This is a genomic window from Bradyrhizobium sp. 21 (assembly GCF_023073335.1).
GTDB lineage: Bacteria > Pseudomonadota > Alphaproteobacteria > Rhizobiales > Xanthobacteraceae > Bradyrhizobium.
Genome location: NZ_JADPJG010000012.1, coordinates 174239 through 191002 on the forward strand (window position 1 = coordinate 174239; position 16764 = coordinate 191002).

At 64.5% G+C, this 16764-nt stretch carries 19 protein-coding genes and 1 pseudogene; 6 read left to right on the forward strand and 14 right to left on the reverse strand.

Going from position 1 to position 16764, the window contains the following annotated elements; all coding sequences use genetic code 11:
- Position 1: 1 nt before the first annotated feature.
- From IVB31_RS14675 to IVB31_RS14690, 4 genes are all read right to left on the reverse strand, one after another.
- Positions 2-241 carry a hypothetical protein gene (locus IVB31_RS14675; protein ID WP_247323290.1) on the reverse strand — a complete coding sequence of 80 codons (240 nt, stop codon included), beginning with the start codon at positions 239-241 and terminating at the stop codon, positions 2-4.
- A gap of 44 nt (positions 242-285) precedes the next feature.
- Entirely contained in the window at positions 286-786 is a 501-nt protein-coding gene (locus IVB31_RS14680; protein WP_247323292.1) for a hypothetical protein, read from the reverse strand.
- Positions 783-1394, reverse strand: a complete 612-nt coding sequence (locus tag IVB31_RS14685) for a permease (RefSeq protein ID WP_247323294.1) — start codon at positions 1392-1394, stop codon at positions 783-785. Before IVB31_RS14685 ends, IVB31_RS14680 begins: the two co-directional genes overlap by 4 nt.
- A gap of 213 nt (positions 1395-1607) precedes the next feature.
- Positions 1608-2204, reverse strand: a complete 597-nt coding sequence (locus IVB31_RS14690) for a superoxide dismutase (RefSeq protein WP_247323296.1) — start codon at positions 2202-2204, stop codon at positions 1608-1610.
- A gap of 241 nt (positions 2205-2445) precedes the next feature.
- On the opposite strand from IVB31_RS14690, the gene IVB31_RS14695 reads away from it, so the two are divergent.
- The 3 genes from IVB31_RS14695 to IVB31_RS14705 all read left to right on the forward strand — a co-directional run bounded on the left by IVB31_RS14695 (position 2446) and on the right by IVB31_RS14705 (position 4969).
- Positions 2446-2973, forward strand: coding sequence for a GNAT family N-acetyltransferase (locus IVB31_RS14695; RefSeq protein ID WP_247323297.1), 528 nt, complete (start codon positions 2446-2448; stop codon positions 2971-2973).
- A gap of 80 nt (positions 2974-3053) precedes the next feature.
- A complete protein-coding gene (locus IVB31_RS14700) occupies positions 3054-4439 on the forward strand; it encodes an MATE family efflux transporter (RefSeq protein ID WP_247323298.1) in 1386 nt (461 codons plus the stop codon).
- Between the two features lie 95 nt (positions 4440-4534).
- On the forward strand, positions 4535-4969 hold the full coding sequence (locus tag IVB31_RS14705; RefSeq protein WP_247323299.1) for a DUF2147 domain-containing protein: 435 nt from the start codon (positions 4535-4537) through the stop codon (positions 4967-4969).
- On the opposite strand, the gene IVB31_RS14710 is transcribed toward IVB31_RS14705, so the two are convergent.
- The gene (locus IVB31_RS14710; protein ID WP_247323300.1) at positions 4966-6120 is read right to left on the reverse strand and encodes a DUF3095 domain-containing protein; all 1155 of its coding nucleotides are present in this window, start codon (positions 6118-6120) and stop codon (positions 4966-4968) included. The two genes, IVB31_RS14705 and IVB31_RS14710, sit on opposite strands and share 4 nt — an antisense overlap.
- Positions 6121-6324: 204 nt before the next feature.
- Between IVB31_RS14710 and IVB31_RS14715 the strand changes: the two genes are divergently transcribed.
- On the forward strand, positions 6325-6723 hold the full coding sequence (locus IVB31_RS14715; protein ID WP_247323720.1) for a hypothetical protein: 399 nt from the start codon (positions 6325-6327) through the stop codon (positions 6721-6723).
- A gap of 4 nt (positions 6724-6727) precedes the next feature.
- Here IVB31_RS14715 and IVB31_RS14720 read toward each other — a convergent pair whose 3' ends face one another.
- The 5 genes from IVB31_RS14720 to IVB31_RS14740 form a co-directional block, all read right to left on the reverse strand.
- Entirely contained in the window at positions 6728-6937 is a 210-nt protein-coding gene (locus tag IVB31_RS14720) for a hypothetical protein (RefSeq protein WP_247323301.1), read from the reverse strand.
- A 126-nt stretch (positions 6938-7063) separates the two neighbouring features.
- Positions 7064-7786 (reverse strand): SDR family NAD(P)-dependent oxidoreductase, encoded by a 723-nt coding sequence (locus tag IVB31_RS14725; protein ID WP_247323302.1) that lies wholly within the window; start codon positions 7784-7786, stop codon positions 7064-7066.
- A complete protein-coding gene (locus IVB31_RS14730) occupies positions 7779-9161 on the reverse strand; it encodes a class I adenylate-forming enzyme family protein (protein ID WP_247323303.1) in 1383 nt (460 codons plus the stop codon). The genes IVB31_RS14725 and IVB31_RS14730 overlap by 8 nt, the downstream gene beginning before the upstream one ends.
- On the reverse strand, positions 9148-9393 hold the full coding sequence (locus IVB31_RS14735) for an acyl carrier protein (protein ID WP_015688794.1): 246 nt from the start codon (positions 9391-9393) through the stop codon (positions 9148-9150). Before IVB31_RS14735 ends, IVB31_RS14730 begins: the two co-directional genes overlap by 14 nt.
- Positions 9394-9533: 140 nt before the next feature.
- Positions 9534-11348: a long-chain-acyl-CoA synthetase gene (locus IVB31_RS14740; protein WP_247323305.1), complete on the reverse strand. Its 1815-nt coding sequence runs from the start codon at positions 11346-11348 to the stop codon at positions 9534-9536.
- 232 nt (positions 11349-11580) lie between these two features.
- On the opposite strand from IVB31_RS14740, the pseudogene IVB31_RS14745 reads away from it, so the two are divergent.
- Together IVB31_RS14745 and IVB31_RS14750 are read left to right on the forward strand one after the other, a co-directional pair.
- A pseudogene (locus IVB31_RS14745) lies at positions 11581-12560 on the forward strand (tripartite tricarboxylate transporter substrate binding protein).
- Between the two features lie 102 nt (positions 12561-12662).
- Complete coding sequence (locus IVB31_RS14750; RefSeq protein ID WP_247323307.1) at positions 12663-13367, forward strand: SGNH/GDSL hydrolase family protein; 705 nt, start codon at positions 12663-12665, stop codon at positions 13365-13367.
- 21 nt (positions 13368-13388) lie between these two features.
- Here IVB31_RS14750 and IVB31_RS14755 read toward each other — a convergent pair whose 3' ends face one another.
- The 4 genes from IVB31_RS14755 to IVB31_RS14770 all read right to left on the reverse strand — a co-directional run bounded on the left by IVB31_RS14755 (position 13389) and on the right by IVB31_RS14770 (position 16535).
- Positions 13389-13658 (reverse strand): DUF3551 domain-containing protein, encoded by a 270-nt coding sequence (locus IVB31_RS14755; RefSeq protein ID WP_247323308.1) that lies wholly within the window; start codon positions 13656-13658, stop codon positions 13389-13391.
- A gap of 34 nt (positions 13659-13692) precedes the next feature.
- A complete protein-coding gene (locus IVB31_RS14760) occupies positions 13693-13971 on the reverse strand; it encodes a DUF3551 domain-containing protein (RefSeq protein ID WP_247323311.1) in 279 nt (92 codons plus the stop codon).
- A gap of 127 nt (positions 13972-14098) precedes the next feature.
- On the reverse strand, positions 14099-15976 hold the full coding sequence (gene htpG, locus IVB31_RS14765) for a molecular chaperone HtpG (RefSeq protein WP_247323314.1): 1878 nt from the start codon (positions 15974-15976) through the stop codon (positions 14099-14101).
- Between the two features lie 151 nt (positions 15977-16127).
- The gene (locus IVB31_RS14770) at positions 16128-16535 is read right to left on the reverse strand and encodes a hypothetical protein (protein WP_247323316.1); all 408 of its coding nucleotides are present in this window, start codon (positions 16533-16535) and stop codon (positions 16128-16130) included.
- Between the last annotated feature and the right edge of the window lie 229 nt (positions 16536-16764).

Here is a 16764-nt window from a genome sequence, read left to right on the forward strand (position 1 = left end):
GTCACCTCATCGCCAGGAAGACCACGCTCCACAGCACGGCACAGACGGCCAATGCGGCCGCAAGGCGGCCGGCCATGGTCATGCGCAGGATCGACCAGGGCGCGTCCTGGGCCGGATGCGGCGAGGCCGCATCGTGGACATGGGCGTGGCTGTGGTCGTGCCCGTGCGAATGCCCGTCGGCACCGTCAGAATGGCCATGAACATGGTCGTGATGATGGGGGTGGGACGCGGCGGGAACCATGCGGAAGACGTTATATTATAACATTACGGCTGTCCACGCCGGGCTCAGGGCTTGCCGATCACCATCGCGATGGCGGCGGCCAGGAACGGGAACGGCACCGAAACCGCGCAGCGGAACCAGACGAAACGGGCCGGCATGAAGGGGATTTCCCACAAAATCACCCGTTGGAAGGCGAACAGGGCCCAGGCGACGACATAAGCGACCACCTGCGGCACCCCGCCGCCAGACTTCAGCGCCACGGTGCCGATGGAGAAGCCGATCACGGGCCCGCCGGGCGTGGCAGCGCCGGCGACCACCGCGGTCGCAACCCCAAGCCAACCGCTGTCCGGCCCGAGCCAGCCGGTGATCACCTCCTGCGGGATGATGGCGGCGATGTAGCCGGAGCCGATCACGCCGAGGGCGATGCGTGGCACGATGTTGATGAAGTCCATCGAGCCCTCGCGCAGCGAGGCCTTGAACACCGGAGGGCCACGGCGGAAGGCGATCAGGCCGACGCCGAAGACCGAGCCCCACAGTAGGATGTCGATGAAAAGCGCGGCGCTCAATTCTCATCGTCCTTCGCAGGCAGCTGCGGATAGATCCGGACATAGACGAAGCGGCCGAGGGCGCCGGCGAGCACCGGCAGCGGCAGCGAGATCAATATCCGCCACAACGTGAAGTCGGTGCCCATGATCGGGATTTCCCAGGCGACCGCGCGGCCATAGCCGATCAGGGTCCAGCTCACGACCATGGCGATGGTGGCGCCGAAATCGGCGCCGACCGCAAGCAGCGCGCTCGCGACGGGATAGGCGGTGAAGGGACCGCCAGGCAGGATCGCGCCGAAGGCGGTGCCGATCAGAAGGCCCTTCAGGCCGGATTTCGGTCCGAGCGAGCGCGAGACTTTTTCGTGCGGCAAGATCTCGGAGATGAACGCGCCGAGCAGGCAACCGGCCAGCACGCGCGGCAGGATGCCGCCGAACAGCGAGAGATCGTGGGTCAGAATTTCGAGAACGCCGTCGGTGCCGTCACGCCGCCAGACCAGCGCCGCGCTCACCGCCACCAGCACCGCGATCATGATCGTCGACCAGCCGATCGGCTTGCGCACGCGGCCCGGCCGCGGCTCGGACTCCACGTCGTCGGCAGGCGCCGGGTCTTTCGGGGAAGGTTCTGACAACGGGCTCGTTCGGCTCGAGGGTGATGCCCGTCCTGATTAAGGGCGCCGTGCTTGCGATGCAAACAATACGGCGGCGCGAGCATTGCGCGCCCTGCGCAGGGCCATGCGAGGCACAAACGAATGCCATACAGCAAAAAGGCGGCCGCTTATGCGACCGCCTTTTCAATTCCGTCATTCCGGGGCGGCAAAGCCGAACCCGAAATGCGTGAAGCCTCAGGCCTTGTCGAACAGCGACTCGACGTATTCCCAGTTCACGAGGTTCTCGACGAACGCCTTCAGATAATCCGGACGACGGTTGCGATAGTCGATGTAATAGGAGTGCTCCCAGACGTCGACGCCGAGGATCGGCGTGGCGCCGTGCACCAGCGGATTCTCGCCGTTCGGGGTCTTGGCAATCTCGAGCTTGCCGTTCTTGACCTGAAGCCAGGCCCAGCCGGAGCCGAACTGGCCGACGCCGGCCGCCTGGAAGTCCGTCTTGAACTTCTCGAAGCCGCCGAGATCCTCGTCGATCTTCTTCTGGAGCTTGCCCGGCAGCTTGGTGCCGCCGCCATTGGGCTTCATCCAGCTCCAGAAGTGAATGTGATTGTAGTGCTGGCCGGCATTGTTGAACACCGCGGGGTTCTTGCCGAACGAGCCCTTGACGATTTCCTCAAGGGACTTGCCTTCCCATTCGGTCCCCTTGAGCGCGTTGTTGCCGTTGGTAACGTAGGCCTGATGATGCTTGTCGTGGTGGAATTCCAGCGTCTCCTTCGACATGAACTGGCCGAGGGCGTCATAGGCGTAAGGGAGTGGGGGCAGCGTGAATGTCATGGCTTTGTTGTCCGCAACTGATGGGGAACGAGGCTTAACGGTCACCCCTTATAGAAGGTTCCGCGGCCGTTAAATACCGCCAATTTGCGAAAAGGGGTGATGCGGACGCTGGGCCCAATTGCATAAAATCGACGCAAGGATGTTGGGCGTTTCAACCGGGCCGTAAAATATCATTGCCTTTGAGGTGCTTATGGCAGAACGAAACGCACCGACGGCGCGGAGATGCGAAAGAGAGAGAGCGATGAGCATCGAGATCGATATTTTGAACGGCGACGCCTCGTGGCGGATCGCGGAGCCGCTGCATCAGGCGGTCTGGGGCCCGAACATGCTCGCGGACAAGCCTTGGGCCCGCGTCAAATGGGCCAATGCCGACCTGCGCGTCTTGATCGAGACGCCCGAAGACGGCCTCGTCTGCCATGTCGGCATCTATTTTCGCACCGTCATCTGGAACGGGCAGAAGGTTCATATCGGCGGCATCGGCGGGGTCTGCACACGCGAGGATCAGCGCGGCCGCGGCTACGCCACTATGGCTATCGACGCCGCGATGCATACCATGCGCGCCAATGAAGCCGTTCGCTTCGCGCTGCTGTTCTGTGAACCGCACAATTTTTCATTCTACCAGGCCCGTAGCTGGCTGCCCTTCGAGGGAGAGGTCTATTGCGAGCAGCCGGAGGGGCGGATCCGCTTCGACTACATGGCGCCCTATGTCTTCAACATCGTCCGCGCGCCGACACTCGGCACCATCGACCTCTGCGGCCTGCCGTGGTGAGCCCTGCGTAACGGCTGGCTGGCGCGGGCGCGGGCGACCCGGTAATATGTCGATCATCATCTGAATTCCGCCCGGTGAACATGACGATCGACGCCCCGATAGATGCCGCCCCTCCGCGCGCACCGGTCGCCTCCCCCATCGCCGGCCTGCTGACGGCACCGATCCTGCCGACGCTGCTGCGGCTCGCGATCCCCAACATGATCGCAATGGTCGGCAGCACATTGGTTGCGATTGCCGAGACCTCCTATATCGGCCGGCTCGGCACCGTTCCGCTGGCCGCAATCGCGCTGGTATTTCCGTTCGCGATGTTGACGCAGATGATGAGTGCGGGCGCGATGGGCGGCGGCGTCTCGTCTGCAATCAGCCGCGCGCTCGGCGCAGGCGATCGCGACCGCGCCGCAACGCTGGCGCTGCATGCGGCCATCATCGGCCTTTGCGGCGGGCTGTTCTTCACGGTGACGATGCTCGCCTTCGGCCGCTCGTTCTTCATGCTGCTCGGCGGCCGCGAGCGCGTGCTCGAGGAGGCCAGCGGCTATTCGCAGATGCTGTTCTCGGGCGCGGTCGCGATCTGGCTCGTCAACACGCTGGCCTCTGTGATCCGTGGCACCGGCGACATGCGCCTGCCCTCGATGACGCTGATCGGAGCAAGCACGCTCCAGATCACACTCGGCGGCACGCTGGGGCTCGGCCTGTTCGGCGTGCCGCAATTCGGCATGCCCGGTGTCGCCGCAGGCCAGCTGATCGCGTTCACCTGCGCCGCGATTTTCTTTCTCTGGTATCTCTTGTCCGGCCGCAGCCGGCTGCCGCTGAAGGTCCGCGCGTTCCGTTTCGAGCGCGCGATGTTCCTCGACATCCTCAAGGTCGGCGCGGTCGCCTGCCTGTCGCCGCTCCAGACCGTGCTCACCATCCTGATCTTCACGAAAATCCTCGCCACCTTCGGCACCGAGATGCTCGCCGGCTACGGCATCGGCTCGCGGCTGGAATTCTTGCTGATCCCGATCACCTTCGCCTTCGGCATCGCCTCGGTGCCGATGGTCGGCTTGGCGATCGGCGCAGGGCAGTTGAAACGCGCGCGGCGCGTGGCCTGGACCGCGGCTGCGGCCTCGGGAATCACGGTCGGCCTGATCGGCCTCGTCATCGCGCTCGATCCGTCGCTGTGGGTCGCGCTCTTCACTGGAGATCCCGGCGTCACCGCCGCCGCGCACAGCTATTTCCACTGGGCCGGTCCGGCCTTCGTGTTCTTCGGCTTGGGCGTGTCGCTGTATTTCTCTTCGCAAGGCGCGGCGCGCGTCGGCGGACCAGTGCTGGCCTCCACGGCACGGCTTCTGATCGTCGCGCTCGGCGGCATCGGTCTGATGACGGCGCAGGCGCCGGCCTGGACCCTGTTCGCGCTGGTCGGCGTCGCCATGGCCGTGTTCGGGCTCTCGACCGCGGCCTCGGTCGCCTTCGCGCGCTGGGGCAAATGAGCGCAGGCAAATAAAGCGCAGAAATGTGATTCCATCCAGCGTTGCACTATCCTGCCGGACTGCTATGGAGGCGCCTCCATTTTCGGGGCCTCTCCATGTTCAATAGATTCGCCGTTCTTTCAGTCCTCCTGACTGCGCTGTTTGGCGCGACTGCCGCCCATGCACAGAGCGCCGACGGCACCTGGCTGACCCAGGCCGGCGATGCACGCGTCAGAATCAGCAAATGCGGCGGCGGCATCTGCGGCAACGTCGTCTGGCTGCGCGAACCGCACGACACCGCGACCGGCCAGCCCGCCACCGACAGCAAGAATCCCAATCCCGCGCTCGCCAGGCGTCCGATGATCGGCCTGCCGCTGTTCAGCGGCATGCAGCCTTCAGGGCCGAACAAATGGTCGGGCCAGATCTACAATGCCGACGACGGCAGCAATTATGCGAGCAGCATCAGCGTGACAGGCGCGGATTCGCTGCGGGTCGAAGGCTGCGTCGGCGCGCTGTGCGGCGGCGAGACCTGGACGCGCGCAGGGCGCTAGCTCGCTGACGCCACCATCGCCTTCAGCGCCGTCGCCGCCGAGGCATAGCCGCCCCGCGCCCCGTCGATGAAATGCACGTGGTCGCTGCGCAGCGCCGACGGCGTGAAGCAGGTCATCATCGCGGCGTCCTGCTGGTAGAGACCGTAGCGGACGATGCCGTCGCGCGCGGCCGCAGCGAGCCGATCGCTGATGGCGCGTTCGAGCTCCGGCGTACAGTCGAGGATCATGCGCAGGCCGTCGTCATATTTCCTGAAGTCCGAGTTCTCGACCACCTGACGTCTATAGACGTTTGGCACGAAGCCGCCGACCTTGAGGTCGAAGCGCACGATCAGATAGACGAACAGCGTATAGACCAGCACGCTGGCGCGGCGTGCGAGCAGCGGCCCTCCGCGCCTGGTGCGGGCCTCATAGTCCAGCCCCCGCGACGGCCATGTCAGCGGCGGCCCCTGCGGCGGCACCGGGCGGCCGCCATCCGGACTGCGCTCGACGAGGTGGATGACGTCCTCGATCACCTTGCGAAAAAGATGCGGATCGGCACCGCGCGCCGGCATCACCAGCACCGACAGGATCAGTCCGCGTGAGGCCGGCATCACCTCGAAGCGGCAGGACAGGCCGGACAGATCGGGCTGTGTGCCGGCGGGCGCCTCCGCGACCGCAAACTCGCCGCGCTTCATCGCGGCGTCGGCCCAGGCCAGCCCGCCGCCGGAGAACATCGCGTAGGACATATTAGCCGACGGACCGAAGCGCGCGACGCGTACGTCGAGGCCCTGCGCGCGGATGGCGCTCACCGGCACCAGCGCGACGCGCATTCCCAAATCGAGATCTTCCCGCACCCAGGTCGCGGTCGCGGCCAGCGCCTCATGGGCCGCCGCGATGTCCTGAGGCGCAACCGCAAAGCTCGCGCCGTCGCCGCCGAACACGAAGGGGAATTCCCGGCCCTCCAATGCATTGGTCACCGCCGCGATGACCGCCGCGCCGGCCATATTGACCGCCTTGTAGCGCTGCGCGGCGATCGCCTTGGTAGAATCGACGATGTCGGCAACACCGATGCTCCAGTCGTCCGGCAGCGGCGCATAGAGCGCTGGATCCATCAGGCTGGTGAAGCCGCGGAAGACGGGAATGCCGCCATAGAAGGATTCGCCAGAAGTCATCGGGGGATGCCGGATGGTTGGGAAGTGCGTCCGAAGGAGATACGAGGCAGGGTCGATCAAGGTTCGTTTCCCGATCATTGGCTGAAATGGACCCGGACAACAAGATCGCACCGCGCCGCAATACCGCAGCCCGCCATTGATCCGCATCAAACAGCGCACCGAAAGTAGCGCCTATGGTTGGTAGATCTGAAACGGTTGTTCGGGATCATCGAGGTGTCTGACTTTGGCAACAAGGACTCGACGTCCCCGCAGCACCCGCGCACGGGAACTGAGCCGATCAGCGCGGTGAAGATGCCGGAACGACTGACGGCGGCCGTCGATGCCTGGGCTGAAACCCATCACCTGACCCGCTCGGATGCGATCTGCAAGCTGGTCGAACTGGGCCTGAAGACCGCGCCCCCGACAATCACGTCAACGCACGCGATCGCATCGGACGCCGCCAGGATCGAAGAACTGGCGGTGCACGAGATCGAAGCGCTGCTGGATCCCGCATTGCCCGTGGACGAACGTGAGCGCCGCATCCGCCGCCTCACCGAGGGGCCGCCGGAATTCTCACACGAACGGGTCGATCTGCCCAAGGATCTACCGAAGCATCGGACGTGACAGGCTAGTGCAGCTTTTCATCCTCGCGCTTGCGCAAGGCATCGAGAGACGCGTCATGGCAGCCGACCAGGCGGACGAATTGCTGCGGATACATTTCATGGCCGTGACTGCCGGAATTCTGATGCGCCATCGGCGGGCAATGGACGTCGTCCGCCTTGGCGCGAGATGGCTCCGTTTGGCCCTGCTTTGGAGCGGTCATGCTTGGCGTGGTCATGGACTGCTCCCTGTCGATTGGGGCAGATCGATTGACATAACCCAATCGATTGCGGGGCATCTTACGACCAAATCCGGCTGAATGTCATTGCGCCGGATCAACTCAATTATGGCGACCGGGTTCCGGTTACGCCGTATTCCCCGCGTCGATCGTAAACACGGTGCCGGTGACATTGCGGCCGCCTTCGCCGAGCAGATATTCCACCATGCGCGCCACGTCATCCATTTCCGGCAAGCGGCGTAGCGCGCTGCGGCCGGCGATGCGCTTGCGCCCCTCGTCGGAGAGATTGTGCGTAAGCTCGGTGTCGATGAACCCGGGCGCGATCGCGTTCACGGTGATGCCGAGTTTGCCGACCTCGCGCGCGAGCGAGCGGGTAAAGCCGGTGGCGGCGGCCTTGGTCGCACCGTAAACGGAGAGGCCGTTGTAGCCGGTGGTCGCGATGATCGAGGAGATGTTGATGATGCGGCCGGCACCATCCGCCATCATCTGTCGCGCGACATATTTGGTGAGGATGATCGGCGACAGCACATTGAGCTGCACCAGCGCCTCGATCTCGGAATTGTGCATGGTGGCGAGCAGGCCTTCGGTGCCGAGGCCGGCATTGTTGACGAGGCCGTAGATCGGGCCGAATTCGTCGCGCACGAGTTTTGCGTAGGCCGGGATCGCGTCGATTACGGCGAGGTCGCAGGCGCGAAAATGCAGGCGCCCCTCCGACCCGGCAATCGCAGCCTTGAGCTCGTCGCTCTCGCGCCGCGCCGCGGCGATCACGTTGTAGCCGGCACCGACGAGGCGCCTGCCGATCGCCAACCCAATACCGCGGCTGCCGCCGGTGACGAGAACATTATGCATCGGTGCGCGCCAGTTTGCCGGCCGGGGTGACGTCGAGCGCCGCGACGAAGCGGATCACCGCCGGCACCTTGTGTGAAGCGAGCTGCGCGCGGCACTGATCCATGATCTGGTCGCGGATCTCTTTCGCGCGCGCCGGATCGGTGCCGTCGGCGAGGATCACGTCGGCGACGACGATGCCGCCGGTGATCGGGCTCTTGCGTGACTTCGCCCGCGACATCCGCACGTCGGGATGACGGTTGATCACTGCCTCGATCTCTTCAGGATGAACCTTCAGCCCGCCGATATTGATGATGCCGCCACGGCGGCCGACGAAATAGTACCGGTCGCCGCGCAATTCGACGATATCCCCGCTGTCGACAAACCCGTCGCCGTCGGTGAGGGCGGCCACGTTGCGGCCGATGTAGGCGTGGGCGGTGCGGCTCGAACGGATGCACAGCGAGCTGTCGACGACCTTCATCTCGACGCCGTTGCGGTTGCCGAGATAGCCGGCTGGAAAACCTTCGAGCCCGTCATTGACGGCGAAGCCGACGCCGGCCTCGGTCGAGGCATAGGCATGACCGACGGAGGAGTTCGGGAAGGCCGCCTTGAGGCCGTCCAGCACCGCCTGGTCAGCGATCTCGCCGGAGAGGCGCACGTAACCGGGCGCGAAGCGCGCGGCCGAGCCGCTCATCAACAGCTTGCGCCAGTGCGAGGGCGTGCCGGAGATGTGGGAGACGCCACGCGCGTTCAGTCGCGTGACGTGATCGGCGAGCGTCTCATGCGGATCGGACAGCACCATCGAGCCGCCGGAGAGAACGGCGCGGAGGAAGATTTGCAGGCCGCCATAGCGGCGGATGTCGTAGAACGTCGCCCATACCGGCGCGGGTCCGCGCACGGGGCCTTCGGCGACGATCGCGCCGGTGAGTGCTTCCAGCGTATGGCCGGCGATCTTCGGCACGCCCGACGTGCCCGACGTGAGCATCAGCCATTCCGTGGCGCGTTCGGTCCCGGCCGGCTTGGTCGCTTGAAGCGGCAGTTGCGCGGTGACAATCAGGGGCACGCCGGTATCGGCCCAACGATCGGGCTCGTCGGTGACGACGGCATCGATTCCGGCATCCGCGATCAGCGCGTCGAGATGCGCGGGGTTGAGATCGGGCGGGCACAGCAGCATGCGACGGGCGATACCGTCGAGCTCGATCATGGCAACGCCGGACCGGAGCTGGTCGGACAATTTCAGCAGCACCGCGCGGCCGGACAATTCACCCAGCCGGCCGCCCAGGACCGTGTGCGACAGGATATCCGACAGCGACACGACATCGTGTGCGTCCGACAGCGTGCGGCCGGTCAGCTCCGCGCCAAGATGGTCGCGGAGTGCAAAGATCTCACGCGGGGACATTTTCGTAGGCCCGCACGAAATCGCCCACGGTGGCGGGGAACGCTGCGTCCTCGGAAATGGTGAAGGGGTCGACGCCAGTCTCGTCTTCGAGGCGCGCCACCAGGATGGCGAAGGCGAGCGAGTCGAACCCCGTCTCGTGCAGGGACAGGTCGTCCGAGAGTGCGGGAAGCGTGACGTGCTGCTCCTTGGCGATCTGCTGGATCGCCTCGATGACCTTAGACCGTACCGACATGGCTGGCTCGCTTCTGTTGTCGTTCGTGTTGCGGCGGCTCTTGATGGCCGCCTCCCATGGCCGCTTGTTTACCCGACAGAAGTAAATGGCTTCTTGGACAATTCGGATAAAATTGGACCTATCTCCGGATTTTCGGTCCGCTACAGCCTGAGCGCACCATCGTTAATTTGCGTGTAGGTCTCGGCATCGACCGCGGCATAAGCGCCGGATTTCGGGTCGAGCATGAACAGCGGATCGCCTATCGCGCCCGGGTCAAATCCCGCGCGCGCGAGATCGCCCTTCTTCTGCTTGAACGTCTCGGTCGCATCGAGTTCGCGCGAGATCCGGATGAAGACAGGGCGGGCATAGGCCGGCAGACGCTGCGCCAGATGGGCGGGCAGCGCTTCAACGTCAAAGCCCTCGTTGACGACGATCGCGCTCATGCCGGCGCGGCCGTCGGTGCCGGGGATCCTGACGCCGTAGGTGGTGGCGTCGATCACGCCGGGGAAATCGCGCACGGCGTCGTTGACCTCGGAGGTCGCGACGTTCTCGCCTTTCCAACGGAACGTGTCGCCGATGCGATCGACGAAATGAAAGAAGCCCTTGTCGTCGAGCCGCATCAGATCGCCTGTGCGGAACCAGGAATCGCCCTTGGCAAAGACGTCGCGCAGGATCTTCTTCTCGGTCTCGCTCGCGTCGGTGTAACCCTCGAAGCGGCCGCCGCCCTCATCCGCCGTGCCGATGCGGCCGATGGCCTCGCCGGCTTCGCCGCGCGCGCAGGCGATACAAAAACCCTCTGCGTTGCGCAGCGGCGCGCCGCTATCGGGATCGAGCTTGACGAGGCCAGCCGGGAAACGATGCGCGAGCAGTGGCGGAATGCGGCCGATCGCGCCGGGCTGGCCCTCGACGTTGAACAGCGAGAAATTGCCTTCGGTTGCCGCGTAGAATTCGAGGATGCGGGGAATGGCGAAGCGGGCCTGAAAATCTTCCCAGATGTCGCCGCGCAGGCCGTTGCCACAGACGAGCCGCAGGCGATGGCGATTTTCGTATTCCGACGGCGGCGCCTTGAGCAGATAGCGGCAGAGCTCGCCGATATACTGGAACAGCGTGCAGTCGTGACGCACGATGTCGGGCCAGAAATGCGAGGCCGAGAATTTTTCCGCGATCACCACTGAGCCGCCGGCAGCGAGCATGCTGCACGGCGCGACGATGCCGCCGACCGAATGGAACAGCGGCAGGCAATCATAAAGCCGATCCTGCGGCGTCGCGCCGGTGAGGCCGGCGAACCAAAGGCCCCAGTTGAGGATGCGGCGATGGCTGATGCTGGCCGCTTTCGGCAGGCCGGTGGTCCCGGAGGTGTAGATCAGCAGGGCACGGTCGTTGATCGTGACGTCGCCATGCTCGTCCGGCGAAAGCGGACCGTCATCGAGGGCGGCAAGCGCAACATCGATCGCGCGTTCACTGCGGGTATCGCCGTGGGTCCAGACTTTTGCGTCCGTCGCTAGGTGCGGCGACGCGCTATCCAGCGCCTCCGTGATCTCGTGCGCGACGATGATTTGAGCGGGCTTTGCGACGTCGATGCAATGCGCCAGCGACTGGCCGACGAGCTTGGTGTTGATCAGCGCGACCACGCCGCCAACGCGGCTGATGCCGAGCCATGCCGCGACATAGTCGATGCCGTTCGGCATGATCAGTGCGACAGTCTCGCCCTTGGCCACACCAGCCGAGCGCGCCCACCGCGCATAACGATTGATGCGTTTCGAGAGCCCCTCATAGTCGAGGCTTGCGCCATCGGTGATCAATGCGACGCGATCGGGCTGGCGCTGCGCCCAATCGTCGACGACGTCGGCGAACAGCCGGCCCGGCAGCGTCTCAATCCGCGCGGTGAGCTCGATCGCCTTCAGCCAGATTTTCGAAGCCGAAGGTGCGCGCGCGGTTGTCGGTTGCTCGATGACGCCGGTGGTCATGCCGTTCATTCTTTCGGAACGTGTCTGCTGTTTCCCTAAGCTTAGCTCGCACGCCCTGCCCAGGTGTTAAGAGACAAGGTAAAACCCCGTTAGTGCGCGATTAACTCTGGTCATCCTTTACCAAGCCAGTGGGATCGGCGTGCGCGACCGCGCAATTCTTGCAATAGCAAAGCCAGTTGCCGGGGCGCGCAACGCGTGTCCCCCCGCCCTGCTTGCGGGCCGAGGTGAACTGGAGAGCGTCATGATCACCAAGCGACAATTCGTTCAGGCTGCTGCCTCTGCCGCAGCCGTGCTCGGCGCGCCCCGCGCCTTCGCTCTCGGCAATCCCTCCTATCCCTCCCACAGCGTGAAATGGGTGGTGCCCTACGCGCCGGGCGGCGCCACCGACGTGCTGTCGCGGCTGCTCTGCCAGCGCCTGTCGGACCGGCTCGGCCAGACCTTCGTGGTCGAGAACAAGCCCGGCGCGGGCAGCAATATCGGGACCCAAGCGGTGATCACGTCCGCCCCCGATGGTTACACGCTGCTGCTGACCTCGACCGCGAACGCCATCAACGCCTCGTTCGATCCGGCGCTGCCTTATGATTTCGCCAAGGGCATTGCGCCGGTCGCGGGCGTGGCGCGGATTCCGCTGGTGCTGCTCGTCAACAACGATCTGCCGGTGAAGAACGTCGCCGACTTCATCGCCCATGCCAAGGCCAATCCCGGCAAGATGTCGATAGCATCCTCCGGCATCGGCACATCGCTGCATCTCTCCGGCGAACTGTTCAAATCGATGGCCGGCGTGCAGTTCACCCACGTGCCCTATCGCGGCTCGGCACCCGGATTGACCGACGTGATGAGTGGCCAGATCCAGGGCATGTTCGACAACGTCACCTCATCCTTCGAGCTGGTGCGCGCCGGCAAGCTGCGCGCGCTCGGCGTCACCACACGCGAGCGTTCGGAGATTCTCCCGGACGTGCCATCGATCGCCGACACGCTTCCCGGCTACGAAACCTCCTCCTTCTACGGCGTCGGAGCTCCGCACGACACGGCGCGCGAGATCGTCGACCTGCTCAATCGCGAGATCGACGCAGCACTGTCAGATGCGGAGATCAGGCTCGGATCGCCGAACTCGGCGCGATCCCACTGCACGGCAACGCCAATGAATTCGGCGGCATGCTGGCGGCGGAGACTGAGCGTTGGCGCAAGGTGGTCGAGCTGTCGGGGATCAGGAAAGAATAGCGACCTGGCCGAGCGGCTTCGGTCTCACGAGGCTAGGCTGCGCCGGGCAAACGGGCTAGGCTTTCTACCCTGCGTTGTTCGACTACGAAAGGGAGACGACCCGTGGCTCTCGACTCCTCGGAATTTCCTGTCCAGGCAGCCCCGTTCGAGCAGCCGCTGACCAATTTTGCCGGCCGCTTAAAGCACGGACAGGTCAAGGTGATCGCGATCGGCTCGTCGACCACGGCCGGTGAAGGAGGCATCGCACCCTATCCGCAGCGGCTGCTGGCTGACCTTCGGATCAAATTTCCAAATGTCGAAATCGAGGTGATCAACCGAGGCGTTGGTGGCGAAGACGCTCCTTTGGAGCTGAAGCGGTTCGACCATGACGTCTTCGATCTGAGACCCGATCTCGTCATCTGGCAGGTCGGCACAAATTCGGTTTGGCAACCCGCCGGCCCCTCGTTCGCGGACACCACGAAAGACATCCGTGAAGGTGTTGACCGGCTGCTCGACGCCAAGCGGATCGACGTGATCCTGATGGACCTGCAATATGTGCCTGCGGTGCTGACACCGACCACCCGCAAAAAGGCAGACGCCATGGTCGAGGCAATCAGCCAGATCGCACACGAGAAAGGCGTCAACGTCTTCCGCCGCTTCGCGCTGATGAAGGGTTGGCACGATGTTGCAAAGATTGCGTTCGACCGCATGGTCGACCCGGGCGATGACACCAGGCTGCACGCCAGCGACTGGACCACCGACAAGATGACCTGGCAATTGACCGACGCGATCTTCACCGCGGTCAACAAGGCGCCTCACGACACCTAGTTCTCCATGCTGCAGTGGGCGCTAGCCGCTTCGCCTGTGGCGCAAGCGCTGAGGCGGCGCGTTGACCGGATAATACGGATTGAGTTCGCAGCTCGCGGCGCGGCCTGTCGCCGTGGCGTGGCACTGCGGCAGCGAGGTGAAGGAGCAATCGTACCACTCCCCGCCGCCACCGCTCGAGCCGGAATAGACGTGCATGCAGACGGGATAGCGGGGATCGAAGGTTTGCGCGCGCGACGGCGTGGCTGCAAGCAATGCACCGGCGATCGCGATCAAGCCGAATGAGCGACGCATAAAAAATGTCCCGGAAATTCGCAATCGCCGATCGCTAGTGCACCTTCTTGTGACGCCGGCGCGGCGCCGGCGGCGGTTCGTCGAAGGCGTAATAGGGATTGACGTCGCAGCTCGCCGAGCGGCCCGACGCCGTGGCGCGGCACTGTGGGACCGAGGTGAAGGAGCAGTCGTAATAGTCGCCGCCGCCTCCCCTCCCGCCCGGCGAATAGACGTGCATGCACACCGGATAGCGCGGATCATAGGTCTGGGCGCCGGCATCTGCCGCCACGAACAGCGTGGCAATCGCAGTGAGGGTCAGGATCGGCAAACGCATGGAAAATCCTCGAATCGGTCGTGTCGGCGGCCCGGATACCGGCCGCCTCCTATGGCATAACACCACGGTAGAGGCGACTGTTCCTGCGTGCAGATGACGGCAAGGTGAGTGCGGTGCGCCGCCCTCGTTACCCCCCGAGCCCCTGCAACACCAGCCGGTTCAACCTCGCTGCAAACGCAGCCGGATCTTCCGGCAATTCGCCGTCCAGGATCTGCGCCTGTTCGAGCAGGAGCAGGCTGAGATCGTCGACCGCGTTGGAGCCGGCCTGAGCCTTCGTGATCGCCGTGACCAGCGGATGGCGCAGATTGATCTCGAGGATCGGCTTGGTGCGCATGCCGCGGTTCTGCTGCGCCAGGATGCGCTCGAGTTCGCGACTCGGGCCCTGGCTGTCGGCGACGAGGCAGGAGGCGGAGCTGGTGAGACGCGTCGAGGCCTTGACGTCGCTGACGCGCTCGCCGAGCGCGGCCTTGATCACGGCGATGGTGGCGGCCTCGTCGGCGGCCGGCTCGTCCTTCTTCGCCTCCTCCGCCGCATCGACGCGCGGGATCAGGTCGACATTGAGATCGCCCTGGCTCAGCGACTTCAGGGGTTTGCCGTCGAACTCCGACGGCATCGAGGTCCAGAAGGCGTCGACGGGATCGGACAGCAGCAGCACTTCGATGCCGCGCGCGGTCGCCGCCTCGAGCCGGGGGCTCGCCTTCAGCCGCTCGATGCTGTCGCCGACGAGATAGTAGATCTCGGTCTGGTTCGGCTTGAAATCGGCAATGACGTCCTTGAGCGAGCGCTTCTCGCCCGAGGTCGTGGTGAAACGCGACAGCGCGAGCAGCTTTTCGCGGCGCTCGAAATCCTCGTAGATGCCTTCCTTCAGCACCGCGCCGAAGGCCTCCCATATTTTCGCAAAGTTCTCCGGATCTTTCTCCGCAAGGCTTTCGAGCTCGGACACCACGCGCGTCGCGACCGCCTTGCGGATCTGCGCGAGTTGCGGATTGTTCTGGAGCATCTCGCGGGAGATGTTGAGCGGGAGATCCTCGCTGTCGACGACACCGCGGACGAAGCGCAGATAGCCCGGCAGCAGATCGGCGTCATCGGTGATGAAGACGCGCCGGACATAGAGTTTGACGCGCCCCTTGCGCGAAGGCTCGAACAGGTCGAACGGTTTTGTCGAGGGCGCGAACAGCAGCACGGCGTAGGAATAGCGGCCTTCCGCACGGTAATGCAGCGTCATCGCGGGATCGTCGAAGGCGGATGCGATCTGCTGATAGGCCTTCTTGTAGTCCTCGGCCGTCAGCTCCGATTTCGAGCGCTGCCACAGCGCGCTTGCCGAATTGATCTGGCGCGGCTCGCCCTCTTCAGGCACGAGCTCGATCGGAAACAGGATATTGTCGGAATAGGCGCCGACGACGCGCTCGATCTCGTAAGCTTCGAGATATTTCTTCGCGTCGTCCTTCACATGCAGGACGATCTCGGTGCCCCGCGCCACGCGCGCCGCTTCCTCGTCACTGGCCCGCGCGATCTCGAAGCCGGAGCCGCCGGACGAGGTCCAGGTCCAGACATCGCTCTCGCCGGCGCGGCGGCTGACGACGACGATCTTCTCGGCGACCATGAAGGCGGAATAGAAGCCGACGCCGAACTGGCCGATCAGGCCAAGGCCCTCCTTGGCCTCCTTCAGCTTCGAGACGAAAGCCTTGGTGCCGGAGCGGGCAATGGTGCCGAGATGGTCGATCAACTCCTGCCGCTCCATGCCGATGCCGTTGTCGGCGATCGTGAGCGTTCCGGCCGTCTTGTTCGGACTGATCCGGATCTTGAGCGGGTCGCCCTCGCCCAGCAGCGCCGGATTGGCGATGGCCTCATAGCGCAACTTGTCGCAGGCATCCGAGGCGTTGGAAACGAGCTCGCGCAGGAAGATGTCGGTCTCGGAGTAGACCGAGTGCACCATCAGGTGCAAAAGCTCGGAAACTTCGGCCTGGAATGGCTGTGTATGCGCGGCCGTATCTGACGTCGTCATGCGTTTACCCGGTCAATCAAAAGGGGGAAGAAACCCGGGATATAACGCGATGGGATAGGGGATCAAGTGGACAAGAAAGATCGCCCTCCCGTGGGAAAGGCGATTTGTCCGTGGGGCCCAGGCGTGGGGGCCCAGGTCGGGCGCAGGCAGATCAGGTCACACAGCGGCCGGGCTGGAGCAGCTTGGCGACCTCGGTCAGGGAGCTGACCATCGGCTCGCAGGCAATTGTCGGCTTGCTGCGGCCTTGCTTCTGGGTTTTCTGGCTGGGGAGCAGCACCGGTGGCTTGGCATTGCCGATTTCCATGACCGCGGGGACCCGCAACAAGACCGACGTGTCGGCGAGGTCGTTCAGGCGCATCGACACGGTGCGGGTGGGAACCGCGGTCTCCTTGAGATTGGTGAGCCGGTCAGCTTTGCCGGCACGATTGACGACATCGCCCGACTTGTCCCCGACAGCCTGCCAGCGGCCAGCGAGGTCATGGCCAAAGGCCAGTTGCGCGGCGCCGAGCGTGGCGGCAATCGCGACTGCCGCCAAAAATCCCTTGTAAATCTGTGACATGGCTGTCGATCCCTCGCCCCATGGCGATCGCGGGAACAACGCAAGGACAGGACCAGGAGTTCTGAGTCGTTAAGATCACTTAACCGTGTGCCAAACGCACCGCAGGCGGCGTAAAAAAATTTGCCCCTGCCTGGAACGACTTCCGCGCCCGGGAGTCTGTTCAACAGCCGGCTATTCCCCCCTGCCCCATAAGCCGGCGACGTAGGGCGCGACTGTGGTGATGCCAGTC